The sequence below is a fragment of the Pandoraea terrigena genome (genome assembly GCF_902459705.1).
Taxonomy (GTDB): domain Bacteria; phylum Pseudomonadota; class Gammaproteobacteria; order Burkholderiales; family Burkholderiaceae; genus Pandoraea; species Pandoraea terrigena.
Genome location: NZ_CABPRU010000008.1, coordinates 61,345 through 87,254, shown reverse-complemented (window position 1 = coordinate 87,254; position 25,910 = coordinate 61,345). Strand labels below are relative to the sequence as shown.

The window sequence follows — 25,910 nt, the reverse complement described above, 5'->3', positions numbered from 1 at the left end:
AGGCCACCCAAGGAGACCATAGTGACGGTAGCCATCGACACCCCCGTGCCCGATTTCACCGCACCGGCCACCGGCGGCGATTTTTCGCTCAAGGCGCATCGCGGCCAGAAGGTGGTGATCTATTTTTACCCGAAGGACAACACCCCCGGCTGCACGACGGAAGGCATGAACTTCCGCGACAACTACGCCCAGTTCCAGGCCGCCGGAGCGCAAATCGTCGGCGTGTCGCGTGACAGCCTGCGCTCGCATGAAAATTTCCAGCGAAAGCTGGATCTGCCCTTCCCGCTGATCTCGGACGGCGACGAAGCCGTCTGCCAATTGTTCGGTGTCATCAAGCTGAAAAAACTGTATGGCAAAGAACATCTGGGGATCGAACGCAGCACATTCCTGATCGACGAGAAGGGCGTGTTGCGCAACGCATGGCGCAGCGTGCGCGTGCCCGATCACGTTGCCGAAGTGTTGAGTGCCGTGCAGGCAATCTGACCCTGCGCGGGCGCCGTCGCGGAGCCCGCGCGAGCACGATTCCGCGCGGTGTTGCGCGCGGGCCGATCGCGACTGCCAACGCATACATTCGGCGCTATACAAGCACGGCAAGAGACGTTATAGTCGGCCGTAATGATGAAGCGCATTGAACGAGACTATTGCAGGCGTCGCCACGGCGGCGCCTTCAGCCAAGCCGCCTCTCCGGTGCGTCCGGGCAGGCGGCTTTTTTGTTGCCGGGACGTGGGGTACCGCTGCCTGTCCCGGCCGAGTCGTGTTGTGTTTTCTTGAACGGGAAATCTATGCCATTGCCATCGGCGCCGACCAAACCGGGCTCGCTGCTTGCCCCGGAACAATTCCCCACTCGCCTCAAACCTTCGCGCACGGAGGCCAAGAAACCGATTCCCTCGTCTGAACAACTCGCACTGGGTGAGACGGCCGGTGCCACGGGTGCCGGCACGGCCGAATTGAAGGTCGTCCCCAAACCCGCAACGGCACCGCAGACGACAGCACCGATGTCGCCTGCGGCACGTTCGCCGCAGGCGCCCCCGGCGGCCGAGTCGAACGGTGCCGCACCGTCTCTCAAGGCCGTGAAGCCGGCGGCAGCGGCGGGCACGGGGTCGAGACGCGCGCGCGTCAAGGACCAGGAACCGGCCAAGCTCTTCGTGCTCGACACGAACGTGCTCATGCACGACCCGAGCAGCCTGTTCCGCTTCGAAGAGCACGACGTCTATCTGCCGATGATGACGTTGGAAGAGTTGGACAACCACAAGAAGGGCATGTCGGAAGTGGCGCGCAATGCGCGTCAGGTGAGCCGCACGCTTGACGGGCTCGTCGCCGAGAGCGGCACGAATTCGATGGCCGAAGGCATCCTCCTCTCGCGACTCGGCAACAAGGACGCCACGGGTCGCCTGTACTTCCAGACCGACCTGTCCGACGTGCCGCCGCTCGACGGGTTGCCGCAGGGCAAGGCCGACAATCAGATTCTCGGCGTCGTGCGCGCATTGCAGGACAAGTTCCGCGATCGTCAGGTCGTGCTGGTGTCGAAGGACATCAACATGCGCGTCAAGGCGCATGCGCTCGGCCTGCCCGCGGAAGATTACTTCAACGACAAGGTGCTCGAGGACAGCGATCTGCTCTACTCGGGCGTGATGCCCCTGCCGCCGGACTTCTGGACCAAGCACGGGAAGGGCATGGAGAGCTGGCAGGACAACCGCACCGGCACTACGTTCTATCGCATTACCGGGCCGCTCTGCGCGAGCTTCCTGATCAACCAGTTCGTCTACCTGGAAACCAACAACGGCGAGGCCCCCTTCTACGCGCAGGTTCGCGAGATCAACGGCAAGACAGCCCTGCTGCAAACGCTGCGCGACTATGGGCACCACAAGAACAATGTGTGGGGCATCACGGCACGCAACCGCGAGCAGAACTTCGCGCTGAACCTGCTGATGAATCCCGAAGTCGACTTCATCACGCTGCTCGGACAGGCCGGTACCGGCAAGACGCTGCTGGCGCTCGCCGCCGGGCTGGCGCAAACGCTCGACGAGAAGCGCTACAACGAAATCATCATCACGCGCGCGACCGTGCCCGTCGGTGAAGATATCGGCTTCCTGCCAGGCACCGAGGAAGAAAAGATGCAACCGTGGATGGGCGCCTTCGACGACAACCTCGAAGTGCTGCAAAAGACCGACGATTCCGCAGGCGAATGGGGGCGTGCAGCCACGCAGGAACTGATTCGCTCACGACTCAAGGTCAAGAGCATGAACTTCATGCGCGGCCGTACGTTCGTGAACAAGTTCGTCATCATCGACGAGGCGCAGAACCTCACGCCGAAGCAGATGAAGACACTCGTCACGCGCGCCGGCCCCGGGACCAAGCTGATCTGCCTGGGCAACATCGCGCAGATCGATACGCCGTACCTGACCGAAGGCAGTTCGGGGCTCACCTATGTGGTGGATCGATTCAAGGGATGGGGACACAGTGGGCACATCACGCTCGCGCGTGGTGAACGTTCGCGCCTGGCCGACTACGCAGCAGAAATTCTCTGAGGTCTGCTGACAGCGGACAGCGAGCCTCCCGGCTCGCCAAGACGGCGCCTTCGGGCGCCGTTTTTTGTTGCCGCCGGGGCGGCGCACCGACCACAACATCGCCCGGGATTTCGCTGATTTGTGACGTCGATGCCACGGAACGCCCCCATTTCGGCACTTTTGCGATGCATCGGCCCCGTAAGCGTCGTAAACTCGGCGCATGCGACTACTCTCTCGCCTCATTGCTCGCGACGTGACGCATCCGGCAGTCCTGCCGAACGCGTGGGGCCGTTGCGCAGGCGCGTTGGCGCTCACGTTGCTGGTCGCCGCCTGTTCATCGGGTCCGTCGATCCGACAGGGCGGCGGTGCGAATTACGGCAACCGTACGATGGGCCCCGAGCGCAGCGCAGGTCAGGAGGAAATCACGCTCGAAGCGATGAGCCTCGTTGGCATTCCTTACCGCTACGGCGGCAATACCCCGGATTCCGGTTTCGATTGCAGCGGCCTCGTGCGCTATGTCGTGGCGCGCGCTGCCGGTGTGAACCTGCCCCGCACGGCGGCCGACATGAGCGGTGTTGGCACACCGCTGGCGCGCGACGACCTCGCCTCGGGCGATCTCATCTTCTTCAACACGACAGGGCGCGCCCACTCGCACGTGGGCATCTACGTGGGTCAGGGGCAGTTCGTACACGCGCCGAACACAGGGGGAACGGTGCGCCTGGAGAGTCTCTACATTCCGTATTGGGCGCGCCGGATCGATGGGGTTAGACGCGTAGCGGCCAACAAGGCCCCCGCAGGCAATACGACGTATGTGAATCGCTCGGCGCCGGCCTCGCTTGCCCGGACACCCGCGGCAGTCGCGCCGACCGGCGAGCCTGTCGAACCGATGAACCCGGCACCGAACCGGCCGCTTACCGCGGCGACACCGTCGCCGATGGAAACGCCACAGGTCTCGGCGCCAAGCCGCACGGCCAATCTCGCCGCCCCGGCCGCGCAGGACGACGACCCGATCGCCCGCTTCGCCAACAGCTCGATGTAATCACTTCCTGCCGACGAGATACTGCACGCCTGCCGGGCCATAACGCTCCGCGTGAGCTTCATCGGCGCCCAGATGGAAGACATCACCCTCGCGATACACGCGCTCGTTGTCGCCCACACGGATGGCGAGCTCACCGGAGAGAATCAACGCCTTCGCCTCAAAGGGATGCGTATGCGTCTCGAGTTCGCCCGCCGCGCGGGTCACCGTCACCTGCTGCGTGAAGCCTTCGTGGGACAGTTCTCGTTCGAATGCGTCGCGTTGCATGGGCATGCCGTGTCGACGATGGATTGAAGGGTGTCTCTGGGTCAGCGCAGATGCGCAAGCAGCGTCGCGGCGCCGCCGACGTTGATCGCCACGCCCACCAGCGTGGACACCGGACGACGATGCAGACAACGATGGATCAATGCCTTCATGTTAGCCTCCCAGGGGCTCGATTAAACACTATGAACAAATAATAATTAATCGCAATTGGCTATTGAAATTGATTCTCTCGATCGCGCCGATATGGCCTGTCAATGTCGTCATACCGTCCATGGACGGCCGAAGCACACAAAAAAAGCGGCTGACGCCGCTTTTTTCGTTGCCCGGGCGGGTTACACCGTCATGAAACGGGTCGCCCGCCGAGCCCGGATCACAGGATCTGCTTGCCGACCCACCAGGCGATCGCGGCAATGAACGCCGACGCCGGTATTGTCAGCACCCATGCCCACACGATGTTGCCCGCCACTCCCCAACGCACCGCCGAGAGCTTGCGCGTGGCACCAACGCCCACGATGGCCCCGGTGATGGTGTGCGTAGTCGAGACCGGCACACCAAGCCAGGACGCGAAGAACAGCGTGAACGCCCCGCCCGTTTCGGCACAGAAACCACCGACCGGCTTGAGCTTGGTGATCTTCTGCCCCATCGTGCGCACGATACGCCAGCCACCGAACATCGTGCCCAGACCGATCGCCAGGTAGCACCCCACGATCACCCACAGCGGCGGTTCCGCGGCTTCTTGCGGCCACATGCCCGCGGCAATCAGCAGCATCCAGATGATGCCGATGGTTTTCTGCGCGTCGTTACCGCCGTGTCCCAGGCTGTACATGCCGGCCGAAACCAGTTGCAAGCGGCGGAACCAGCGATCCACGCGCGCGGGTGGCGTGCGGAAAAACAGCCAGGACACCAGCAGCATGAAGAACGAACCAAGCACGAAACCGAGCAGCGGCGAGATGAAAATGAATGCAACCGTTTGCAGCAGACCGCTCGTGACGAGCGCCCCCGTGCCTGCCTTGGCCACCGCGGCGCCGACCAAACCGCCGATCAGCGCGTGCGACGAACTCGACGGAATGCCGTAGTGCCAGGTGATCACGTTCCACGCGATCGCCCCGACAAGGGCGCCAAAGATCACATAGTGATCGACGATCTCGGGGTGAACCGTCCCCTTGCCCACCGTGGCCGCGACTTTCAGGTGAAAGATGAACAGTGCGATCACGTTGAACATGGCGGCGAAAGCCACCGCCTGGTGCGGCTTGAGCACGCCCGTCGAGACCACCGTGGCGATCGAGTTGGCGGCGTCGTGAAAGCCGTTCATGAAGTCGAACAGGAGCGCAAGTGCGACCAACAGTCCGATCAGCCAAAGGCTGATGTGCAGCGTTGCCATCGAAAGTCTCCGCTCAGGCGTTTTCCAGCACAATGCCTTCGATGATGTTGGCAACGTCCTCGCACTTATCGGTCACCGATTCGAGCAATTCGGACACGGCCTTCTGCTTGATCAGTTCCTTCACGTCGGACTCTTCGCGAAACAGCTTCGAGAGCGAGGCGCGCAACAGGCGGTCGGCGTCCGATTCGAGTCCGTCGATTTCCTCGCAGAGCTTCAGGATCTCGCGGGCACGATCCATGTCGTGGAGCAGCGCCACGGTGCTTTGCACACGCTCGCAGCACTTCACGCAGATTTCGCCCAGCGTACGCGCCTCGGTCGGCACGCTCTTGATGTCGTACATCCACACGGCGGTCGCCACGTCTTCCATCAGATCCAGGATGTCGTCCATCGTGCTGATCAACTTGTGGATCTCGTCGCGATCGAACGGCGTGATGAACGTCTTGTGCATCAGGTCGATGGTCTCGTGCGTGATGCGATCCGCTTTCTTCTCGTTGTTCTGCACGGCAACGGTGCGTGCCTCGGCATTGGGCAGATCGTTGAGCATGGCAGACAGCTCGCGGCTGCCGGCAACCATACACGCCGCGTGCTGGTTGAACAGCTCAAAGAACTTGCCCTCGGTGGGCATGAAGCGACCGAACATTATTGGAAAACTCCGGATATGAATTGGGGGCGGGTCGACACAAAAACGTCACATTCTACCTCGTTGCAGGCGTGCGTTACCGCACGCCCCTACGAATGGGTGGAAATCAACGCGTCAGTATTGGGGGCCGGCCAGATTGTCGAACTTCGTATACGCGCCGATGAACGCCAGGCGCACCTGGCCGATAGGACCGTTACGCTGTTTGGCGATGATGATCTCGGCGGTGCCTTTGTCGGGCGTATCGGGGTTGTACACTTCGTCGCGATAGATGAACAGGATAATGTCGGCATCCTGTTCGATGGCGCCCGATTCACGCAAGTCCGACATGACCGGACGCTTGTTCGGGCGTTGTTCAAGACTACGGTTGAGCTGCGAGAGCGCGATCACGGGCACGTTCAGTTCCTTGGCCAGACCTTTGAGCGAACGCGAAATCTCCGAGATTTCCGTCGCGCGGTTTTCGCCGTTGCCCGACCCGCTCATCAACTGGAGGTAATCGATGATGATCAGCCCCAGCTTGCCGCACTGACGCGCCAGACGACGCGCTCGCGCGCGCAGCTCCATCGGATTGAGCGCAGGCGTCTCGTCGACGAAAAGCTGCGTCTCGTTCATCTTCTGCATGGCGTGCGTGAGCTTCGGCCAGTCTTCGTCGACCAGCTTGCCGGTACGCAACCGATGCTGATCGAGACGGCCCACCGACCCCAGCATACGCATGGCCAACTGCGTGCCCGGCATTTCCATCGAGAACACGGCGACGGGCAACCCCTCTTCCACGGCGACGTGCTCGCCGATGTTCATCGAGAAGGTCGTCTTACCCATCGAAGGACGGCCGGCCACGATGATCAGGTCGCCGCCGTTGAAACCCGACGTCATGCGATCCAGGTCGACGAACCCCGTCGGAATGCCGGTGATGTCGCTGCCGCCTTCGCGGTGGTACAACTCGTCGATGCGCTCGACGACCTGCGTGAGCAGCGGCTGCAACTCAAGAAAGCCGTTGGTGCTGCGCGAGCCTTCTTCCGCGATGGCAAACACCTTCGCTTCGGCCTCGTCGAGCATCTGGCGCACTTCCCTGCCCTGCGGATTGAAGGCGTCGGAGGCAATCTCGTCGGCCACCGTGACAAGCTTGCGCAACACTGCACGGTCCCGCACGATTTCCGCGTAACGACGGATGTTCGCGGCACTCGGCGTGTTCTGTGCCAGCGCGTTCAGATAGGCGAGCCCGCCCACGTCCTCGGCTTTGCCCGCGGAGGTCAGCGACTCGAAGACGGTAATCACGTCGGCAGGTCGGTCGCCGGCGATCAGTCGGCCAATGTGCTGATAGATGAGCCGGTGGTCGTAGCGGTAGAAATCCGATTCCGCCAGAAAGTCGCCGATTCGATCCCACGCCCCGTTGTCGAGCAGCAGCCCGCCGAGCACGGATTGCTCCGCCTCGATGGAGTGCGGCGGCACTTTGAGGGAATCGAGTTGGGGATCGGGTGCGTTCATGCCGGGCATTATACCGTTCCCGCGTTCTCGGTCCGACCCGGCGAAATCCCGCTTGCGCGGCGATTTTTCCGAACGTGTTTTGTTCAGCAGTTTCCCTGGGGGCAACATAAGGCGGCGCTATCGAACGAGAGGAACGTGAAAGGGAGTGCGCGACCGTGATACGGCCGGCATAGACTGGCATGTGCACGGCCATCGAGCCATCCGGCAGCCGACACGACAGAAGGGACAGGCATAAAAAAAACGGAAGCCGGCGGACCGACTTCCGTTTTTTGTTCGCGTCGGGAAGCTGACGCGGATATCGCTTAGGCGTGCTCGCCCAGCACCGACACGTTCACGTCGACGACGACGTCCGTGTGCAGCGCCACTTGAACCGGGAAGTCACCCACGGTCTTGAGCGGGCCGTTCGGCAGGCGCACTTGCATCTTCTCGACCTTGAAACCTTGGGTAGCCAGGGCTTCGGCGATGTCGAAGTTGGTGACCGAACCGAACAGACGGCCGTCAACGCCGGCCTTCTGCGAGATTTGCACGGTCAGGCCCGACAGCTTTTCGCCTTCGCCTTGTGCGGCAGCCAGCTTCTCGGCGGCAGCCTTTTCCAGTTCGGCGCGGCGAACTTCGAACTCGGCGATCGCGTCCTTGGTGGCGCGGCGAGCCTTCTTCGTCGGGATCAGGAAGTTACGTGCGAAACCGTCCTTGACCTTCACGATGTCGCCCAGGTTACCCAAGTTGACGACCTTATCCAGCAGAATCACTTGCATTATCTATTCTCCTTCGTCGACTGGCGATTAAGCACCGTGCAGATCGGTGTACGGCATCAGCGCGAGGAAACGCGCGCGCTTGATGGCCGTATCGAGCTGGCGCTGGTAATGCGCCTTGGTGCCCGTCAGGCGAGCCGGGGTAATCTTGCCGTTGTCGCCGATGAAGTCCTTCAGCGTCTCGATATCCTTGTAATCGATCTGGTCAACACCAGCGACGGTGAAGCGGCAGAACTTCTTGCGCTTGAACAGCGGGTTTTGCTGTTGGCGGCGGCGATCAAACTTCTTGTTTTTACCGTTAGGACGCGGCATGTTCAACAATCCTTTTCAAATACTTGCAATGCTGTGATGTGAAACACCAGGGTGCGGCTATTGCGATGCTTCTTGGCCAGAAACCCAGCCCACTGGGCCGGTTTCTCGAGTCCCAACGCCATGACTTTGGCACTGAGGGGACCGATCGCAACGGCTGGCAACGAGAACTCGACCTGACGGGCCACACCCGCCTCTTCGGCCGTTCCCGCGTGGGCCAGCGTGACATCGATCACGGGAAGCCCGGCTGGGGTATAGCGCAGCGTGCCGATTTCGACAATGCTGGCTTCGAGCCGTAAGCGATTCACGCGGTCGACGTCTCCGTTGGCGCCCTGGTGCGTTCCGGTGCGCTACTTACGAAGCGACGGCTTCGGTCGCGGGCGTCGCGGCAGCCTTCTTGGCTTCTTCGCGGGCCACTTCCTTCATCATCGGCGACGGTGCGGTCTCGGCCTTCTTCATGCGAACGACGAGGTGACGCAGCACGGCGTCGTTGAACTTGAATGCGTGTTCCAGCTCGTCCAGGGTTTCCTGGTCGCATTCGATGTTCATGCAGACGTAGTGAGCCTTCGCCAGCTTCTCGATCATGTAGGCCAGTTGACGACGGCCCCAGTCTTCGACGCGATGGATCTGACCGGCCTTGGCCGTCACCATGCTCTTGTAGCGCTCGATCATCGCAGGCACCTGCTCGCTCTGATCGGGGTGAACGATAAATACGATTTCATAATGACGCATATAAGCTCCTTATGGACAAAGCCGCCCGGGCGTCAAAACCAGTGCAGCAAGGTTGCAGAACACGCGATTCTAGCGGATTTCACGTCGATCATCAACTACCGCCCGATCGCCGGCGGTCAGGTGTTCTCCAGCCAGTAGTTCGGACGGGCGTAGATCTGCCGCAATTGCTCGATGAAAAGACGCACCCGCGCGGGCTGGAAACGCTGCTGCGGATACACCGCGAGGATGTCGTAGTCGGGTAGCGCGTACTCGTCGAGCACGGTCTCCAGCTCGCCGGAGAGCAATTCGCGCTGGATCTCCCACGTCGAGCGCCAGCCCAGCCCGATCCCCTCCAGCGACCAGCGGTGCAGCAACTCCCCGTCGTTGCAATCCAGGCTGCCCGTCACGCGAATCGTCACGAGCTTGCCCTGGCGCTTGAAGTACCAACCGCGCTGCTGTCCGCCCTGCAAGTTGAATGCGAGGCAGTTGTGTCTGGCCAGGTCCTCCAGCGTCTTCGGACGGCCGTAGCGGGCGAAATACGCCGGCGTGCCGCACACCACACGCCGATTCTGGGCGAGTTTGACCGCCACGAAATTCGGGTCGACCGAGCCGCCGATGCGAATGCCCATGTCATACCCCTCGCGCACGAGATCGACCACACGGTCGGTCAGGTTGAACGAAATCTGCACCTCGGGGTGCAGGCGCAGGAACGCCGGCGCATGTGGCGCGACGTGCTTGCGCCCGAACGCCGCCGGGGCCGAGACAATCAGGTGCCCCGAGACGGCGTGACGCCCCGCGCTGATTTCGTTCTCGGCCATCTCCCAGTCGCCGAGCAACTGCTTGCAACGTTCCAGGAACGCGCCGCCCTCTTCCGATAACGCAAGCCGCCGCGTCGAGCGGTACATGAGCTTGATGCCGAGGCGCTTTTCGAGCGCGTCGATGCGCCGCCCGAGGATCACCGGCGAGACCCCCTCCTTGAGGGCCGCTGCGGCCAGACTGCCCGCTTCGGCCACCTGCACGAAGGTTTCGATCTGTTTGAAACGGTCCATCGCCCCTCCATTCGATACTTTTTGTTCTTAAAAAAACGATCTTTTGTGATCTTATCAAACAAATCGTACCGGCTTAAAGTGACCTCCAACGCATTGACTCATTACCCATTTACCCATTGGAGACGTCACATGGCCAAGATGACCGCCGTAGAGGCCGCAATCCGAGTGCTCGAGAAAGAAGGTATTACCACCGCATTCGGTGTGCCCGGTGCCGCCATCAACCCGTTCTATTCGGCAATGCGCAAGGCCGGTAGCGTGGAGCACGTGCTCGCACGCCACGTCGAGGGCGCGTCTCACATGGCCGAAGGGTACACCCGCGCCGAAGCCGGCAATATCGGTGTGTGCATCGGCACCTCGGGTCCGGCGGGCACCGACATGATTACCGGCCTGTACTCGGCCTGGGCCGATTCGATCCCCATCCTGTGCATCACCGGCCAGGCCCCGCGCGCCCGTCTGTACAAGGAAGACTTCCAGGCCGTCGACATCGAGTCGATCGCCAAGCCGGTCACCAAGTGGGCCGTGACGGTGCGCGAGCCCGCGCTCGTGCCGCGCGTGTTCCAGCAGGCGTTCCACCTGATGCGCTCGGGCCGTCCGGGTCCGGTGCTCATCGACCTGCCGTTCGACGTGCAGGTCGCCGAGATCGAATTCGATCCGGACACCTACGAACCGCTGCCGGTGTACAAGCCCGCGGCCACGCGTGCCCAGATCGAGAAAGCCATCCAGATGCTGGTCGCCTCGGAGCGCCCGCTGATCGTCTCGGGCGGCGGCGTGATCAATGCCGACGCCGCCGACCTGCTCGTCGAGTTCGCCGAGACGGTAAACGTGCCGGTCGTGCCCACGCTCATGGGTTGGGGCACCATCGCCGACGACCATCCGCTCATGGCCGGCATGGTCGGCCTGCAGACCTCGCACCGCTTCGGCAATGCGACGATGCTGGCCTCGGACTTCGTGATGGGGATCGGCAACCGCTGGGCCAATCGCCACACGGGCAGCGTCGATGTGTTCACCAAGGGCCGCAAGTTCGTGCACGTCGACATCGAGCCGACGCAAATCGGCCGCGTGTTCGGCCCGGACTACGGCATCGTCTCCGACGCCAAGGCCGCGCTCACCCTGTTCGTGGAAGTCGCCAAGGAACTGAAGGCCGCCGGTCGCCTGCCGGATCGTGCGCAATGGGTGGCCGACTGCCAGAAGCGCAAGCGCACCATGCTGCGCCGCTCGGACTTCGATCAGGTGCCGATCAAGCCGCAGCGCGTGTACCAGGAGATGAACGCGTTCTTCGGCCGGGATGTGCGTTACGTCTCGACCATCGGTCTGTCGCAGATCGCCGCCGCGCAGTTCCTGCACGTGAACAAGCCGCGCCACTGGATCAACTGCGGCCAGGCAGGTCCGTTGGGCTGGACGGTGCCGGCCGCCATCGGTGCGAAGGTTGCCTCGCCGTCGTCGGACGTGGTGGCGATCTCGGGTGACTACGACTTCCAGTTCATGATCGAAGAGCTGGCCGTGGCCGCGCAGTTCAAGGTGCCGTACATCCACGTGGTCGTGAACAACTCGTACCTGGGCCTGATCCGCCAGGCGCAGCGCAACTTCGACATGGACTACTGCGTGCAGCTCGCGTTCGAGAACGTGAACTCGCCGGAGGTCAACGGTTATGGCGTCGATCACGTGAAGGTGGCCGAAGGCCTCGGCGTGAAGGCGATCCGTGTGTTCCAGCCGAACGACATCCAGCCCGCGTTTGCCCAGGCCCGCAAGTTGATGGCCGAGTTCTCCGTGCCGGTGATCGTGGAAGTGATTCTCGAGCGTGTGACCAACATTGCGATGGGCACCGAGATCGACAACGTCAACGAGTTCGAGGAAATCATCGACGTCGTGGAAGAAGACAACGCAGTGTCGGCGTAAGTCAACGCTGCAAAACGGTTTGCGGGGCGCTTGCGTCCCCTGCGCTCTCGGCTAGACCCCTTGACCGTCCCAAGGCAGGCGCTCCGCAACCTCGCAACACCCTGACATCGAAATCGTCGAAACCACCCCCTAAAAGAGAGAAAGAGGAGTCAGCGCAATGCCGAAATTTGCCGCCAATCTGACCATGCTGTTCAACGAGGTGCCGTTCCTCGACCGCTTCAAGGCGGCCGCCGCAGCGGGCTTTCGCGGCGTGGAGTTCCTGTTCCCGTACGCGTTTCATCGCGACCAGATCGCTGACAAGCTGAACCAGTACCAGCTCGACCTCGTACTGCACAACCTGCCTGCCGGTAACTGGGATGCGGGCGAGCGCGGCATTGCGATCTTCCCTGATCGCGTGGCCGAATTCCGCGACGGCGTGGGCGAAGCCATCACCTACGCCAAGGCGCTGGGCGTAAAGCAACTGAACTGCCTCGTGGGCAAGCAAGGCGCGGACCTGTCGACGCAAGTCGCGCAAGACACGCTCGTGTCCAACCTGCGCTTCGCCGCCGATGCGCTCAAGGCCGAAGGCATCCGGCTGCTGGTCGAGCCGATCAACACGTACGACATTCCCGGCTTCTTCGTGAACCGCACGAAGCAGGCACTGGAGATTTTCGACGCGGTTGGCTCGGACAACCTGTTCCTGCAGTACGACATCTATCACATGCAGCGCATGGAAGGCGAACTCGCCAAGACCATCGAGACGAATCTGGCGCGCATCGCCCACGTGCAACTGGCGGATAACCCGGGCCGCAACGAGCCGGGCACGGGCGAGATCAACTACCCCTATCTGTTCGCGTTCCTCGATCGCATCGGCTACACGGGCTGGATCGGCTGCGAGTACAAGCCCGCCACCACCACGACCGAGGGCCTCGGCTGGTTCAAGGCAGCGGGCATGCGCGAAGCGGCGTAATTCCTGCGCTCCCCCATACGCGCCGCACGGCACCTCCCCCGGTGGCGTGCGGACGAAACGAAGGCGCATCCGCCCTTGGCGGTGCGCCGGCTGACCGGGTTTCGACGAGGAAGGGCCCCGCCGGCCGCGTGCAGGGGGCATGCGGCCGGAGCACGGGGGACATGACACGGCATCACCGCCCCGCTCGTCCGGGCGTCAGCGACAAAAACTCACACTTTGGCAACAAGGAGTCTCGAAATGGCACAACTCGGTTTCATTGGTCTTGGCATCATGGGCGCGCCGATGGCGAAGCATCTGCAGAACGCCGGTCACAAGCTGTTCCTGTATGAGCGCCGCACGCCCCCGCAAGACCTGATCGACGGTCAGGCCACGGTCTGCACGTCGGCCAAGGAAGTCGCCAAGCGTGCCGACATCGTCTTCGTGATGGTGCCGGATACCCCCGACGTGGGCGCTGTCCTGTTCGGTCAGGACGGCCTCGCCGAAGGCCTGTCGGCAGGCAAGATCGTCGTCGACATGAGTTCCATCTCGCCGATCGAAACGAAGGAATACGCCAAGAAGGTCAAGGCACTGGGTTGCGAGTACCTCGACGCCCCGGTCTCGGGCGGCGAAGTCGGTGCGAAGGCCGGCACGCTGTCGATCATGGTCGGCGGCTCGCAAGCGGCGTTCGACGATGTGAAGCCGTTCTTCGAGCTGATGGGCAAGAACATCACGCTCGTCGGCGAGAGTGGCGCTGGCCAGACCTGCAAGGTCGCCAACCAGATCGTGGTCGCGCTGACGATCGAAGCCGTGGGCGAGGCCCTGCTGTTCGCGTCGAAGGCGGGTGCCGATCCGGCCAAGGTGCGTGAGGCGCTGATGGGTGGCTTCGCGTCGTCGCGCATTCTCGAAGTGCACGGCGAGCGCATGGTCAAGCGCAACTTCGAACCGGGCTTCCGGATTGCCCTGCACCAGAAGGATCTGAATTTGGCGCTGCAGAGCGCCAAGGCCCTCGGCGTGTCGCTGCCGAACACGGCCACGTGCCAGGAGCTGTTCAACGCGTGTGCCGCGAACGGCGGCGCCGCGTGGGATCACTCGGGCATGGTGCGCGCACTGGAAATGCTGGCCAACCATACGGTGGCGTAAAGCATTGACCGCGTAAGGCGCGTCAGGCCATCAGGGAGAGGCGATGGACGACAACGGGCGCCGGGCCGCAAGGTCCGGCGCCCGTATATTTTGAAGGCCGATTTTTACGCGCCGACGCCTTGGATCAATACTCGTCAAACAGGCTCTGCATCCGCTCATGCGCCACGCCGGCCTGCAAGGCCAGCATCAGCAGCACGCGCGCCTTGAACGGGTGCAGGTTGCCTGCGCTCACGAAGCCGTACTGATCGTCGGGCGCCGCGCCGTTATGCATGACGTGCCCACTGCCCACGCGTGCCGCACGCACGACCGTCACGCCGCGCTGCACGGCCTCGGCCAGCGCCTGTTGCAGCAATGAATGCAGCGAGCCGTTGCCCGTGCCCGCGACCACGATGCCCTGCACGCCGGCTTCTACCAGGGCGTCGACGGCGATCCGCGACACACCCGCATAACTCGACACCACTTCCACGGCCGGCAGCTCGCCCGAGAGTCCGACGAACTCGCTCTCGACGGTGTGATACTGCAACGCCGCGCGTTGAAACGCCACGCGCTCGTCCTGCACCCAGCCGAGCAAGCCGATCTCCGGCGAGTGAAACGCGTCGACCTTGTAGGTACTCGTCTTGATGACGTCGCGCGCGCAATGAATCTGGTTGTTGACGGCCACCATCACGCCACGTCCGGCCGAAATCGGGTCGGTGGCCACGCGCACGGCGTTGAGCAGGTTGAGCGGGCCGTCGGCCGAGAGCGCCGTCGCGGGCCGCATCGCCGCGGTCAGCACCACCGGCTTGCGACTGTTGACCGTCAGATGGAGGTAGTACGCCGTTTCTTCGAGCGTATCGGTGCCGTGGGTGATCACCGCACCGGCCACGTCGGGCTGCGAGAGCAAGGCGTTCACGCGAGCGGCCAGCTTCTGCCACAGCGCCACGCTCATGTCCTTGCTATCGATCTGAGCGACCTGCTCCGCGTGGATATGCGCAACGCTGCCCAGCGCCGGGACCGCCGCGAGCAGGTCCTGGACACCGAGCGCCCCGGCCTGATAACCGGCGGTGCGCGTCGCGTCGGCCGCGCTGCCCGCGATCGTGCCGCCCGTGGCGAGCAGCGCGATGCGCGGCAGATCGCCCGAGGACACGGTGTAGTGGGGAATCGGGTTGAATGAGGTCGAAGTCATGGCATTGATTGTATCCAATACTGCCCGGCTTCCCAATCGTTGAAAATATCGATCCCGCCTCGTTGGGCGGGATCGGGGCCGACGTCGGCGACGCGCCGGCGAACGCCCGGCAGTGCGTCGGAAGGCGCCCGGCGCGACAGCGCGACGCAGCGTCAGGCCGCAAATTCGAGCGCTTCCCGCAGTTGCGTCGAGATGTCCTGCTCCTTGAGCGCCGGGGCAAGCGTTTCGATGAAACGGTAAGCATACGAGCGCAGGAACGCGCCGCGACGCAAGCCGATGCGCGTCGTGCTCGGCTCGAACGCATTGTCCAGTTCCAGTACGGCCAGATCCTGGTCCTTGCGCGGATCGACGGCCATCGCCGCCACGATCCCCACGCCCAATCCCAGCTCGACGTAAGTCTTGATCACATCCGTATCGAGCGCGGTGAGCACGATGTCCGGCACCAGCCCCAGATCGGAGAACGCCTTGTCCACGTGCGAGCGGCCTGTAAAGTCGCCGTCATAGGTGATGATCGGGTAGTCGGCGATGTCCGCGAGCGTGACGCGCTCACGCCCGACCAGCGGGTGATCCTTCGGCACGACGACAACGTGATGCCACGAATAGCACGGGAATGTAACGATATCGGGAAAGCGATCGAGCGCCTCGGTCGTGATGCCGATGTCGGCCTCGCCGTCGATCACCATCTGCGCGATCTGACGCGGGCTGCCCTGACGCAACGCCAGATGCACCTTCGGATAGACGTGCGTGAACGACTTGATGACCTGCGGCAGCGCATAGCGCGCCTGCGTGTGGGTCGTCGCCACCACGAGGTGACCGCTGTCCTGATCCGCGAACTGACGCGCCACCCGACGCAGGTTCTCGGCGTCGAGCAACATGCGCTCGATCAGTTGCAGTACGGCCTTGCCGGGCTCGGTGAGGCCCGTGAGCCGCTTGCCGCGACGCACGAAGACATCCACGCCCAGTTCGTCCTCGAGATCCTTGATCTGCTTGCTCACGCCCGACTGCGACGTGTAGAGCGCGCTCGCGGCTGCCGTCAGGTTGAGATTCTGCCGAACGGCTTCGCGCACGTAGCGCAATTGCTGAAAATTCATGATGGGATTCCCTCCTTGCTGCGCCGTGCGGCTCACACCTGCTCGGCAAACACCCGCAACTGACGCGGCACCGCCCGCAGCGTCGCCCCCTGCCCCGCCCCCAGCGCCTGCCAGCCCGAGCGGGTCAGTTCTGCCTCCCACACCGCGCCCCCTGGTGCGGCGAGTTCCACGCGCACCGTGCCGCCCAGGGGAATCGCACGACGCACCGCCACGTCGATCCCCGGCCCGCCGTCGTGCGCCGGCAGTAGCGCGAGATCGTGCGGACGCACGTACGCCATCGCGCGACCGTCCTGCGACAGGGCCGGCAAATCGTCCTTTCCCACCGTCACACGAAACGCGCCGGCACCGACATCGGCGATGAAGTCGTGCGTGCGCAACGCGCCCGGCAGCCGGTTCGCATCGCCGAGAAACTCATAGACGAACGGGCTGCGCGGCGTGTCGTACACGTCCTGCGGCGCCCCGACCTGTTCGACCTTGCCGTGATGCATCAGCACGATACGATCGGCCACGTCGAGCGCCTCTTCCTGATCGTGTGTGACCAGGATCGTGGTGATATGCAGCTCGTCGTGCAGACGGCGCAATTCGCTGCGCAGTGCCTTGCGCACCTTGGCATCGAGCGCACCGAACGGTTCGTCGAGCAGTAGCACTTTCGGTTCCACGGCCAGTGCACGCGCCAGCGCAATGCGCTGACGCTGCCCCCCCGAGAGTTCCGCAGGATAGTGATCGGCCAGCCACTCGAGTTGCACGAGGCCGAGCAGTTCGTGCACCTTGGCGCGGATCTGCGCGTCCGAGCGCCGCTGGCGGCGCGACTTCACGCGCAGGCCGAACGCCACGTTCTCGAACACGGTCATGTGACGGAAAAGCGCGTAGTGCTGGAACACGAAGCCGACCTGGCGTTCGCGCGTGCCGACCGACGCCATGTCCTCGCCGTTGAACACGACGCGGCCGGTGTCGGCGAACTCGAGCCCCGCCACGATACGCAGCAGCGTGGTCTTGCCGCAGCCGGACGGCCCGAGCAACGCGACCAGTTCGCCGGCCGGAAATTCAAGTGTGACGTCGTCGAGCGCCGCATAATCGCCGAAGCGTTTCGACAGCTGTTGTACCTGGATGCTCATTGTCTTGCTCCTTGAGGCGATGTCCGCTCAGGCCCGCACGGCGTCTTTACGGCGCGCGGCCTCGTCTTGTGCCAGCTTGCGTTCGCCCCACAGCTTCAACGCCAGCGTGGCGAGCGCGAGCAACGCCAGAATCGACGCCGCCGCGAACGCGCCCACGGTGTGGTAGTCGTTGTATTCAATCTCCACGTGCAGCGGCAGCGTGTTCGTCTCGCCGCGAATATGGCCGGAGACGACCGACACGGCACCGAACTCGCCCATTGCCCGGGCATTGCAGAGGATCACGCCATACAGCAGACCCCATTTGATTTTCGGCAGCGTCACACGTGTGAACACCTGCCAGCCGCTCGCGCCCAGCACGCGCGCCGCTTCCTCTTCCTCGCCGCCCTGCGCCTGCATGAGCGGGATCAGTTCGCGCGCCACGAACGGGAACGTGACGAACACCGTGGCGAGGATCAGTCCGGGCAACGCGAACACGATCTTCAGGTTGTGCGCGTCGAGAAAGTCCCACAGCGGCCCCTGACGGCCGAAGATCAGCAGGAACGTGAGGCCCGCGATCACCGGCGAGACCGAGAACGGCAGGTCGATGAGCGTGGTCAGCACGCTCTTGCCCTTGAAGTCGAAGCGCGCGATCGCCCACGACGCTGCCACACCGAACACCAGGTTGAGCGGCACGGCGATGGCGGCGATCAGCAGCGTGAGACGAAGGGCGGACAGCGCATCGTCGTGGGTGAGCCCATCCCAGTACGCGGCGAAGCCTTTGCCCAGCGCCGTGACGAAGACCGACGCGAGCGGCAAGAGCAGAAACAAGGCGAAGAACAGCAGCGCCACGGCAATGAGTCCGGCCTTGACGAACGCCGGCTCGCCCGTCGGATGGGCCTGGCGGGCCTGGGTGGAGGGCGGCAACGCGCGTGGCAATGCAAGGGAATCGGACATGATCGAAACGCTCTCCTGAATTACACGCCACTGGCGCTTCGGCCCGCATGACGGCGTTGCCACCACCATTGCAGGGTATTGATCAGCAGCAACAACAGGAACGAAATCACCAGCATCACCACGGCCAGCGCCGCGGCGCCCGCATAGTCGTACTGCTCGAGCTTGGTGACGATCAGCAACGACGTGACCTCCGAGACCATCGGCAAGTTGCCGGCAATGAAGATGACCGAACCGTACTCCCCCACCGCGCGCGCAAACGCCAGCGCAAAACCGGTCAGCAAGGCGGGCAGCAGCGCCGGGAGAATCACGTGGCGCAACGTCTGCCAACGTGTCGCGCCCAGGCATGCGGCGGCCTCTTCCTGCTCGCGTTCGAATACCTCGAGTACGGGTTGGAGCGTGCGCACGACGAACGGCAGCCCGATGAACGTCAGCGCCACGAAGATGCCCAACGGTGTAAAGGCGATCTTGATCGCAAGCGGCGCGAACCAGCGTCCGATCCAGCCGTTCGGCGCGTAGATCGCGGCCAGCACGATCCCCGCGACCGACGTCGGCAAGGCAAACGGCAGGTCGATCAGCGCGTCGACGAAGCGTTTGCCGGGGAATGTGTAGCGCACCAGCACCCATGCCAGCACAAATCCGAACCCCGCATTAAGGACGGCGGCCGCCAGCGAGAGGCCGAACGTAAGACGGTAAGAGGCCAGCACGCGCGGCGAGCTGACGGCGGAGAAAAAACTCGCCACGTCGAGTGAGCTTGCCTTGATGAAGACCATCAGCAACGGCACCAGCACCACGAGGCTCAGGTACGCCACGGTGTAGCCCATCGTCAAGCCAAAGCCGGGCAAGGCACTCGGCTTGCGCCAGCGAGGAAACAGTGCGGTACTCATGTGTGCATCCCTTTGTCTCCCGAGGTCCCGGGATTACTTCGTCGTGTAGATCTGATCGAAGATGCCGCCGTCGGCAAAATGCTTGGCCTGCGTCTTCGTCCAGCCCCCCAGATCGGCGTCCACCGTGTAGAGCTTGAGCTTTGGATACTGGGATGCGTACTTTCTGGCGATGTCCGGCGAGCGGGGACGATAAAAGTGCTTCGCGGCGATCTCCTGCCCTTGCGGCGAATACAGCCACTGCAGATAGGCCTCGGCGGCCTTGCGGGTACCGTGCCTGTCCACGTTCCTGTCGACCACCGCGACCGGCGGTTCCGTGAGGATCGATGACGACGGCACGACGATGTCGAACTTGTCCGGACCGAGATCCTTCACAGAGAGCAGTGCTTCGTTTTCCCAGGCGATCAGCACGTCGCCGATGCCGCGCTCGACGAAGGTCGTCGTGGCCCCTCGCGCGCCGGAGTCGAGCACGCTGACATTCCGGTATAGCGCCGCGACGAACGCCCGCGCTGTCTGCTCGTTGCCGCCAGGCCGCTTGAGCGCATAGAGCCACGCGGCGAGGTAGTTCCAGCGGGCACCGGCCGACGTCTTCGGGTTCGGTGTGACCACGTTGATGCCCGGCCGGGTGAGATCGTTCCAGTCCTTGATCTGCTTGGGGTTGCCCTTGCGCACGAGCAGCACGATGGTCGACGTGTACGGCGTGGCGTTGTCGGGCAGACGTGTCTGCCAATCCTTGTGCACCAGACCGGCCCGCGCCAGTTCGTCGATGTCGGCGGAGATGCCGAGCGTGACGACGTCGGCCGGCGCCCCGTCCAACACGGTACGGGCCTGCTTGCCCGAGCCGCCGTGCGAGGCCTTGAGCGTCACCGTGTCGCCAGTGGTCTGCTTGTAGTGGGCCTCGAACGCCTTGTTGTAGTCGGCGTACAGCTCACGTGTCGGGTCGTACGACACGTTGAGCAGCGAAAGACTCGCGGCCTGTGCCTGAATCGACAGGCCCGCCGCCAGCGTCAGCCCGCCCAGTGCGACCGCCAACGCCTTGACTTTCCATCCCCGTATGGCTTGGCTCATGACTTGCACGCCCCCTTGTGTCTTGTGTAGGAGGCCAGTCTATGGGGACATCTAAATAATTAAAAATAATACTTAAGCAATTGCTTATGCCGAATTGTGGATTGACGCGTGTTTATCCACGCCACACGGAACGGGCGGGAAGTCCCAAGCCCCGTGCGTGACGCAAGAACGCCATGTCCCGATGAAGTTTTCGCTTGCGTTTTTGCAAACACTGTACAAAAATACAGCCACCTGTGCTTCCATACAGTGATGCCATGATCAAACTTACTGCTCGTCAACAGCAGGTCTACGAACTGGTCCGACAAGCGATCGAGCGCACCGGCTTTCCGCCGACGCGTGCGGAGATCGCCGCCGAACTCGGCTTCTCTTCCGCCAATGCCGCGGAGGAGCACCTGCGGGCGCTGGCGCGCAAAGGGGTGATCGAACTGGCCGCGGGCCAGTCGCGCGGCATCCGTCTCAAGCGGCTGGACGAAGCCGGTGGCGCCTATCAGTTCACATTGCCGCACATGGGTCTGATGCAACTGTCGCTGCCGCTCGTCGGGCGCGTGGCGGCGGGTAGCCCGATCCTGGCGCAGGAACACATCGAACGCAATTTCCAGTGCGATCCGAATATGTTCGCACGCCAACCCGATTACCTGCTGAAGGTGCGCGGCATGTCGATGCGCGACGCGGGCATTCTCGACGGCGATCTGCTGGCGGTGCAGAAGGCCGCCGACGCGCGCGAGGGTCAGATCGTCGTGGCGCGCATCGGTGACGACGTGACCGTCAAACGTTTTCACCGTGTGCCGGGCGGCGTGGAGTTGATCGCCGAGAACCCCGACTTCCAGAACATCAACGTGAATGAAGGCAGCGGTGACTTTGCGCTGGAAGGCATTGCGGTCGGCCTGATCCGCAATAACGATCTCTAGGCACCATCCCGGGCACTGCGCCGCGTCACGGTAACGCAGCGCCCCGCTCACTGACGATTTGCTTTTCCGACTGCGCCGGGCTGGGTCCGGCGCCCGTGCCCTGCTGCGCCCGCAATTTCCCAAGGTCGTGGCAGGACGCGCCCCTCAGACCCACATTGGAGGAAAGATCGCATCATGGCTCGACTCTTTGGTTTGCTGCGTACGTCGTTTGATCAACCGCGCGTTCGTGCGTCGTCGCAGGCGCGACTGTCTGCGGTGTACGGACTCTCGGCCTTGTCCGGCCCGTTTGCCGCCGCCCCGGCCATCGCACGCTCCTACACCGTGCCTGCGCGCTCGCGCTCTACCGCCCTGCCCCGCACGCTCGCGGCCGCCGTGGCATCGGCGACGCGCCGCACCTGTCCCACGGGAAAAGCCGTCAAGGCCTCACGCAGCGTGCGAGGCACCCAGCGGCACGACGCGCCTACGGCACAGGGTGCGCACGAGGGGCACGAGGTCCGCGTGTATCGCGACGTGTCGCACATCGTGATGGTCGGCAGCATCGCCGACATCTGCCGCAAGCTCGATCTGGCCGTTGGCGAGCAGTTCTGTCAGGCAGCGGTGTAAGCCTTCTGGCGAGCACGCCGATCCACTGTGCGACGGAATTATTGCCCGAGTTCGCGCAGCGGATTGTCCGCACCGGAACGATCGCCGTCGAAGAATCGCGCGACGTCCGCGGGCGTCACCGCCTCGATGCTGTCGCGCTGCCAGCGCGGCGAGTGATCCTTGTCGACGACCATCGCGCGAATGCCTTCTATGCCTTCAGCCCCGGTGCGCCCGTCAAGATTGAAGACGCTGCGCATCATCAGCCACTCTTCGCGCAACTCATCGGCGAGCGACAGCTTGCGTGCGCGGCGCACCTGTTCGAGCGTAACGCACACCATCAACGGCGAACGCTTGGCGCGCAACAGCGCTTCCGTCTCCTGTGCCCAGCCGGCGAACTCGCAGCGGGGTTCGTGCTTGAGCGACGCCAGGATGGCCGGCATATCCGCCAGACCGAAATGACGGTCGATCGCGTCGCGCAGCGGCGCGAGCTTGCCAGGGGCCAGGCCGGCAGGCGGCGAGCTTTGTCGGGCGAACGCGCGTGCCGCATCGAGTACCGCCCCGCTGTCCGGCCAATCGCGGTTCGCCAGCCATGCGCAGAGCGCAGGCAATTCGGCGCGCGGCACCACTATGTCAGCCAGGCCGATCTCGCACGCGTCGACGGCACCGAACACCACGCCCGTCGTGCCAAGGTACTCGCCAAGATGACCGGCAAGATTGGCGAGAAAGCATCCGCCACCCACGTCGGGAAACAGACCGATCGCCGTCTCGGGCATTGCCATGCGCGTGGCCTCGGTGACGATGCGCAGCGCCGCGCCCTGCGAGATGCCCATACCGCCGCCCATCACCACACCGTCCATCAGCGCGATATAGGGCTTCGGGTAAGTGGCGATCGTGTAGTTCAACGCATACTCGTCCGTGAAGAAATCCATGATGTCGGTGCGCCCCGCACTCACGGCCTCGTGGAAATAGCGGATGTCGCCACCCGCGCACAAGCCCTTCTCCCCCTCGCCCTGCAAGACGACGGCAAGCACATCCCGATCGTCGCGCCACGCGTCGAGGGCCGAAGCCATTGCACGAATCATGTCGTGCGAGAGCGCGTTGAGCGCTTTCGGGCGGGTCAGCGTGATGAAGCCGATGCGACCACGGATTTCGGTGCGAACAAAGTCGGTCATGTCTGGGCGATTCAAAGACGTCAATGGAACGGACGCGCGCACAACGCGATCCTCTGGGGCGATCAACACCATGCGGACACACTTGCGCCGCACATCAGCCAACACGGCAAGATAAAACAAAAAAGCCGGCGCGAGGCACCGGCTTTCTTTCCAACAGACAGGCATCGGTGCGCAACAGAAGTCTCTCTGCTACGCCGCGATCCCCTTGCCGGCTTTACTTCTCTTCACGCGACGCGCGCTTGCGCTCATGTTCCTTGAGATAGCGCTTGCGCAGGCGGATCGTCTGCGGCGTGACTTCGACCAGTTCGTCGTCGTCGATGAATTCCACAGCGTACTCGAGGCTCATCGCGATCGGCGGCACCAGGCGCACGGCTTCGTCGGTACCCGACGCACGCACGTTCGTGAGTTGCTTGCCCTTGATCGGGTTGACCACAAGGTCGTTGTCACGACTGTGGATACCGATGATCATGCCTTCGTACAGCGCGTCGCCCGGCGACACGAACATGCGGCCGCGATCCTGCAGCTTCCACAGGGCATAGGCCACGGCCGCGCCGTCGTCCTGCGAGATCAGCACGCCGTTGCGACGCTCGCCCAGCGTACCGTCCTTGAGCGGCATGTACGCATCGAAAATGTGGCTCATCAAGCCTGTACCGCGGGTCATCGACAGGAAATCGCCCTGGAAGCCGATCAGGCCACGCGCCGGAATGCGGTACTCAAGACGCGTACGACCGCGGCCGTCCGACACCATGTCCAGCATTTCGCCCTTGCGACGGCCGATTTCTTCCATGACGCCGCCCTGATGCTCATCTTCCACGTCAATGGTGAGCATTTCGTACGGCTCGTGCTTCACGCCGTCGATTTCCTTGAGCACCACGCGCGGACGCGACACGGCCAGTTCGTAGCCCTCGCGACGCATGTTCTCGATGAGAATCGTCAGGTGCAGTTCGCCACGGCCCGACACTTCGAAGATGGAATCCTCGTCGGTGTCTTTGACGCGCAGCGCCACGTTGTGATTCAGTTCCTTGTGCAGACGGTCGCGAATCTGGCGGCTCGTCACGAACTTGCCTTCGCGGCCGGCCAGCGGCGAGGTGTTCACGCAGAAGTTCATGGTCAGCGTCGGCTCGTCCACCGTCAGCAGCGGCAAGGCTTCCGGCGCATCCACGTCGCAAATCGTCGCGCCGATACCCACGTCTTCGATACCGTTGATCAGCACGATGTCGCCCGCTTCCGCGCCGTCCGACATCACACGTTCCAGGCCGCGGAACGTCAGCACCTGATTGATCTTGCGCTTGAGGACTTCGCCCTCCGGACCGAAACGCATCACCACTTGCTGGCCCGGTTTGATACGGCCACGCGTGATACGGCCGATACCGATACGGCCCACGAACGTCGAGTAGTCGAGCGAGCTGATCTGCAGTTGCAGCGGCGCGTCGACATCGGCCTCACGGACCGGCACGTGCTCGAGAATCGCGTCGAACAGCGGGCGCATGGTGCCTTCGCGCACATCGGAGTCGAGGCTGGCGAAACCGTTCAGGGCCGACGCATAGACGACCGGGAAGTCGAGCTGCTCGTCGGTGGCGCCGAGCTTGTCCATCAGATCGAACGTCTGGTTGATCACCCAATCCGGACGTGCGCCCGGACGGTCGATCTTGTTGACCACGACGATCGGCTTCAGACCAAGGCCGAGGGCCTTGCGGGTCACGAAGCGCGTTTGCGGCATCGGGCCTTCGACGGCGTCGACGAGCAACAGCACGCTGTCGACCATCGACAGCACGCGCTCCACTTCACCGCCGAAGTCCGCGTGTCCCGGCGTGTCGACGATGTTGATGTGCGTGCCTTCGTATTCGACGGCGCAGTTTTTGGCGAGGATCGTGATGCCGCGCTCTTTTTCAATGTCGTTCGAGTCCATCACGCGTTCAGCGACTTGCTGGTTTTCGCGGAAGGTGCCCGACTGGCGCAGCAATTGGTCGACGAGCGTGGTTTTGCCGTGGTCGACGTGCGCGATGATGGCGATATTACGGAGAGCGCGGGTCATGAAGAGGTGCTCGAAAAAAGCCTTTGGAGAATCAGCGATTCTACCACTTGCGCGTGTCTCACGTCATGGCCTTTCTGCAATGCAACAACGACACCCCCTGTGGAAACCGCGCCAGCGTCGCTTTCACCGGGACGCGCCGCCCCCTCACAGCCACACCAAATTAGAGTCTGGCGTCTAATTTTCAGTGAAATATTTGCTTAGTCAATCATTGCATGGCCTTGCAATTTATTAAGTCACCGCTATAATCGTGACTAGTCAACTATTGCAGCAACACGAAAATGATCGATCCGTCCACGCCCCCTTCCGATGCCGCGCCGCTGTCGCCGCCGGATGCGCCCCCGAATGATTCCCCGGGGTGTGCCTACGACATCGACAATTCCCTGGGCTATCTCGTCGCCCGCGTGCGCCAGTTGATATTGGCGGAGTTGACGAAAGAAACGTCGCAATACGGCCTGACGAGCACCCAGGCCACCATGCTTTACAAGGTGGCCACAGGCAAGAGCAAGACGGCGGCCGATCTGGCGCGCGACTACTGTATCGACGCGAGCGCCGTCACGCGCCTGCTCGACCGGCTCGAAGCACAGGGTCTGCTCGTGCGTGAGCGCAGCAAGATGGATCGCCGCACCGTGAACCTGAGTGCGACCGACGCCGGATACGCCATGGCCGACCGAATGCCGGACATTTTCGTGCGCGCAGCCGACCATCTGATGCGGGGATTCTCCGTGGAAGAGGTGGGGTTTCTGAAAAGCCTGTTGCGACGAGTCATCGCCAACGGCGAGACCGGATGACGGCGACGCGCCCTCGATTTGCCGCAGAAAAGCGTGTCGAGTCCACTATTCCTGGTACTCGTCATCCCCAGTTTCCG

26 protein-coding genes are annotated in these 25,910 nt (G+C 63.2%); 9 read left to right on the top strand and 17 right to left on the bottom strand.

Annotation, left to right across the window (positions count from 1 at the left end):
• Positions 1-21: 21 nt before the first annotated feature.
• The 3 genes from PTE31013_RS16435 to PTE31013_RS16425 all read left to right on the top strand — a co-directional run bounded on the left by PTE31013_RS16435 (position 22) and on the right by PTE31013_RS16425 (position 3,546).
• Positions 22-483, top strand: coding sequence for a peroxiredoxin (locus PTE31013_RS16435; RefSeq protein WP_150613849.1), 462 nt, complete (start codon positions 22-24; stop codon positions 481-483).
• 299 nt (positions 484-782) lie between these two features.
• A complete protein-coding gene (locus PTE31013_RS16430) occupies positions 783-2,528 on the top strand; it encodes a PhoH family protein (RefSeq protein WP_150613848.1) in 1,746 nt (581 codons plus the stop codon).
• Positions 2,529-2,727: 199 nt separating this feature from the next.
• Positions 2,728-3,546 carry a C40 family peptidase gene (locus PTE31013_RS16425; RefSeq protein ID WP_150613847.1) on the top strand — a complete coding sequence of 273 codons (819 nt, stop codon included), beginning with the start codon at positions 2,728-2,730 and terminating at the stop codon, positions 3,544-3,546.
• On the opposite strand, the gene PTE31013_RS16420 is transcribed toward PTE31013_RS16425, so the two are convergent.
• The 9 genes from PTE31013_RS16420 to PTE31013_RS16380 form a co-directional block, all read right to left on the bottom strand.
• The gene (locus tag PTE31013_RS16420) at positions 3,547-3,810 is read right to left on the bottom strand and encodes a cupin domain-containing protein (RefSeq protein WP_150613970.1); all 264 of its coding nucleotides are present in this window, start codon (positions 3,808-3,810) and stop codon (positions 3,547-3,549) included. It abuts the gene before it with no gap.
• A 367-nt stretch (positions 3,811-4,177) separates the two neighbouring features.
• Positions 4,178-5,188, bottom strand: a complete 1,011-nt coding sequence (locus PTE31013_RS16415) for an inorganic phosphate transporter (protein ID WP_150613846.1) — start codon at positions 5,186-5,188, stop codon at positions 4,178-4,180.
• Positions 5,189-5,201: 13 nt separating this feature from the next.
• On the bottom strand, positions 5,202-5,828 hold the full coding sequence (locus PTE31013_RS16410; RefSeq protein ID WP_150613845.1) for a DUF47 domain-containing protein: 627 nt from the start codon (positions 5,826-5,828) through the stop codon (positions 5,202-5,204).
• Positions 5,829-5,942: 114 nt separating this feature from the next.
• Positions 5,943-7,310, bottom strand: coding sequence for a replicative DNA helicase (locus tag PTE31013_RS16405; protein ID WP_150613844.1), 1,368 nt, complete (start codon positions 7,308-7,310; stop codon positions 5,943-5,945).
• A 302-nt stretch (positions 7,311-7,612) separates the two neighbouring features.
• Positions 7,613-8,065: a 50S ribosomal protein L9 gene (gene rplI, locus PTE31013_RS16400; protein WP_150613843.1), complete on the bottom strand. Its 453-nt coding sequence runs from the start codon at positions 8,063-8,065 to the stop codon at positions 7,613-7,615.
• A 27-nt stretch (positions 8,066-8,092) separates the two neighbouring features.
• Positions 8,093-8,374 (bottom strand): 30S ribosomal protein S18, encoded by a 282-nt coding sequence (gene rpsR / locus PTE31013_RS16395; protein ID WP_017232288.1) that lies wholly within the window; start codon positions 8,372-8,374, stop codon positions 8,093-8,095.
• 2 nt (positions 8,375-8,376) lie between these two features.
• On the bottom strand, positions 8,377-8,679 hold the full coding sequence (priB, locus tag PTE31013_RS16390; RefSeq protein ID WP_150613842.1) for a primosomal replication protein N: 303 nt from the start codon (positions 8,677-8,679) through the stop codon (positions 8,377-8,379).
• Between the two features lie 46 nt (positions 8,680-8,725).
• On the bottom strand, positions 8,726-9,103 hold the full coding sequence (gene rpsF, locus PTE31013_RS16385) for a 30S ribosomal protein S6 (RefSeq protein WP_150613841.1): 378 nt from the start codon (positions 9,101-9,103) through the stop codon (positions 8,726-8,728).
• Between the two features lie 116 nt (positions 9,104-9,219).
• Entirely contained in the window at positions 9,220-10,131 is a 912-nt protein-coding gene (locus PTE31013_RS16380; RefSeq protein WP_150613840.1) for a LysR family transcriptional regulator, read from the bottom strand.
• A 129-nt stretch (positions 10,132-10,260) separates the two neighbouring features.
• Between PTE31013_RS16380 and gcl the strand changes: the two genes are divergently transcribed.
• The 3 genes from gcl to glxR all read left to right on the top strand — a co-directional run bounded on the left by gcl (position 10,261) and on the right by glxR (position 14,095).
• Positions 10,261-12,027 (top strand): glyoxylate carboligase, encoded by a 1,767-nt coding sequence (gene gcl / locus PTE31013_RS16375; RefSeq protein ID WP_150613839.1) that lies wholly within the window; start codon positions 10,261-10,263, stop codon positions 12,025-12,027.
• A gap of 157 nt (positions 12,028-12,184) precedes the next feature.
• Positions 12,185-12,976: a hydroxypyruvate isomerase gene (gene hyi, locus PTE31013_RS16370; RefSeq protein WP_150613838.1), complete on the top strand. Its 792-nt coding sequence runs from the start codon at positions 12,185-12,187 to the stop codon at positions 12,974-12,976.
• A gap of 216 nt (positions 12,977-13,192) precedes the next feature.
• A complete protein-coding gene (gene glxR, locus PTE31013_RS16365; RefSeq protein ID WP_281351822.1) occupies positions 13,193-14,095 on the top strand; it encodes a 2-hydroxy-3-oxopropionate reductase in 903 nt (300 codons plus the stop codon).
• A gap of 124 nt (positions 14,096-14,219) precedes the next feature.
• Here glxR and PTE31013_RS16360 read toward each other — a convergent pair whose 3' ends face one another.
• The 6 genes from PTE31013_RS16360 to PTE31013_RS16335 all read right to left on the bottom strand — a co-directional run bounded on the left by PTE31013_RS16360 (position 14,220) and on the right by PTE31013_RS16335 (position 20,348).
• Positions 14,220-15,260 (bottom strand): asparaginase, encoded by a 1,041-nt coding sequence (locus tag PTE31013_RS16360; RefSeq protein ID WP_150613836.1) that lies wholly within the window; start codon positions 15,258-15,260, stop codon positions 14,220-14,222.
• Between the two features lie 152 nt (positions 15,261-15,412).
• Entirely contained in the window at positions 15,413-16,351 is a 939-nt protein-coding gene (locus PTE31013_RS16355) for a CysB family HTH-type transcriptional regulator (protein ID WP_150613835.1), read from the bottom strand.
• A gap of 32 nt (positions 16,352-16,383) precedes the next feature.
• Positions 16,384-17,466, bottom strand: coding sequence for a sulfate/molybdate ABC transporter ATP-binding protein (locus PTE31013_RS16350; RefSeq protein WP_150613834.1), 1,083 nt, complete (start codon positions 17,464-17,466; stop codon positions 16,384-16,386).
• Between the two features lie 27 nt (positions 17,467-17,493).
• Positions 17,494-18,399 carry a sulfate ABC transporter permease subunit CysW gene (gene cysW, locus PTE31013_RS16345; RefSeq protein ID WP_246174635.1) on the bottom strand — a complete coding sequence of 302 codons (906 nt, stop codon included), beginning with the start codon at positions 18,397-18,399 and terminating at the stop codon, positions 17,494-17,496.
• Between the two features lie 20 nt (positions 18,400-18,419).
• On the bottom strand, positions 18,420-19,283 hold the full coding sequence (cysT, locus tag PTE31013_RS16340) for a sulfate ABC transporter permease subunit CysT (protein WP_150613832.1): 864 nt from the start codon (positions 19,281-19,283) through the stop codon (positions 18,420-18,422).
• Positions 19,284-19,316: 33 nt separating this feature from the next.
• Positions 19,317-20,348, bottom strand: a complete 1,032-nt coding sequence (locus tag PTE31013_RS16335; RefSeq protein WP_174978594.1) for a sulfate ABC transporter substrate-binding protein — start codon at positions 20,346-20,348, stop codon at positions 19,317-19,319.
• Between the two features lie 254 nt (positions 20,349-20,602).
• On the opposite strand from PTE31013_RS16335, the gene lexA reads away from it, so the two are divergent.
• Complete coding sequence (gene lexA, locus PTE31013_RS16330) at positions 20,603-21,256, top strand: transcriptional repressor LexA (RefSeq protein WP_150613831.1); 654 nt, start codon at positions 20,603-20,605, stop codon at positions 21,254-21,256.
• Positions 21,257-21,430: 174 nt separating this feature from the next.
• Positions 21,431-21,859 (top strand): hypothetical protein, encoded by a 429-nt coding sequence (locus PTE31013_RS16325; protein WP_150613830.1) that lies wholly within the window; start codon positions 21,431-21,433, stop codon positions 21,857-21,859.
• Positions 21,860-21,897: 38 nt separating this feature from the next.
• Here PTE31013_RS16325 and PTE31013_RS16320 read toward each other — a convergent pair whose 3' ends face one another.
• Positions 21,898-23,010: an enoyl-CoA hydratase/isomerase family protein gene (locus PTE31013_RS16320; RefSeq protein ID WP_150613829.1), complete on the bottom strand. Its 1,113-nt coding sequence runs from the start codon at positions 23,008-23,010 to the stop codon at positions 21,898-21,900.
• A gap of 214 nt (positions 23,011-23,224) precedes the next feature.
• Entirely contained in the window at positions 23,225-25,045 is a 1,821-nt protein-coding gene (typA, locus tag PTE31013_RS16315) for a translational GTPase TypA (protein WP_150613828.1), read from the bottom strand.
• Positions 25,046-25,362: 317 nt separating this feature from the next.
• On the opposite strand from typA, the gene PTE31013_RS16310 reads away from it, so the two are divergent.
• Positions 25,363-25,833 carry a MarR family winged helix-turn-helix transcriptional regulator gene (locus PTE31013_RS16310; protein ID WP_174978603.1) on the top strand — a complete coding sequence of 157 codons (471 nt, stop codon included), beginning with the start codon at positions 25,363-25,365 and terminating at the stop codon, positions 25,831-25,833.
• Positions 25,834-25,910: the final 77 nt, after the last annotated feature.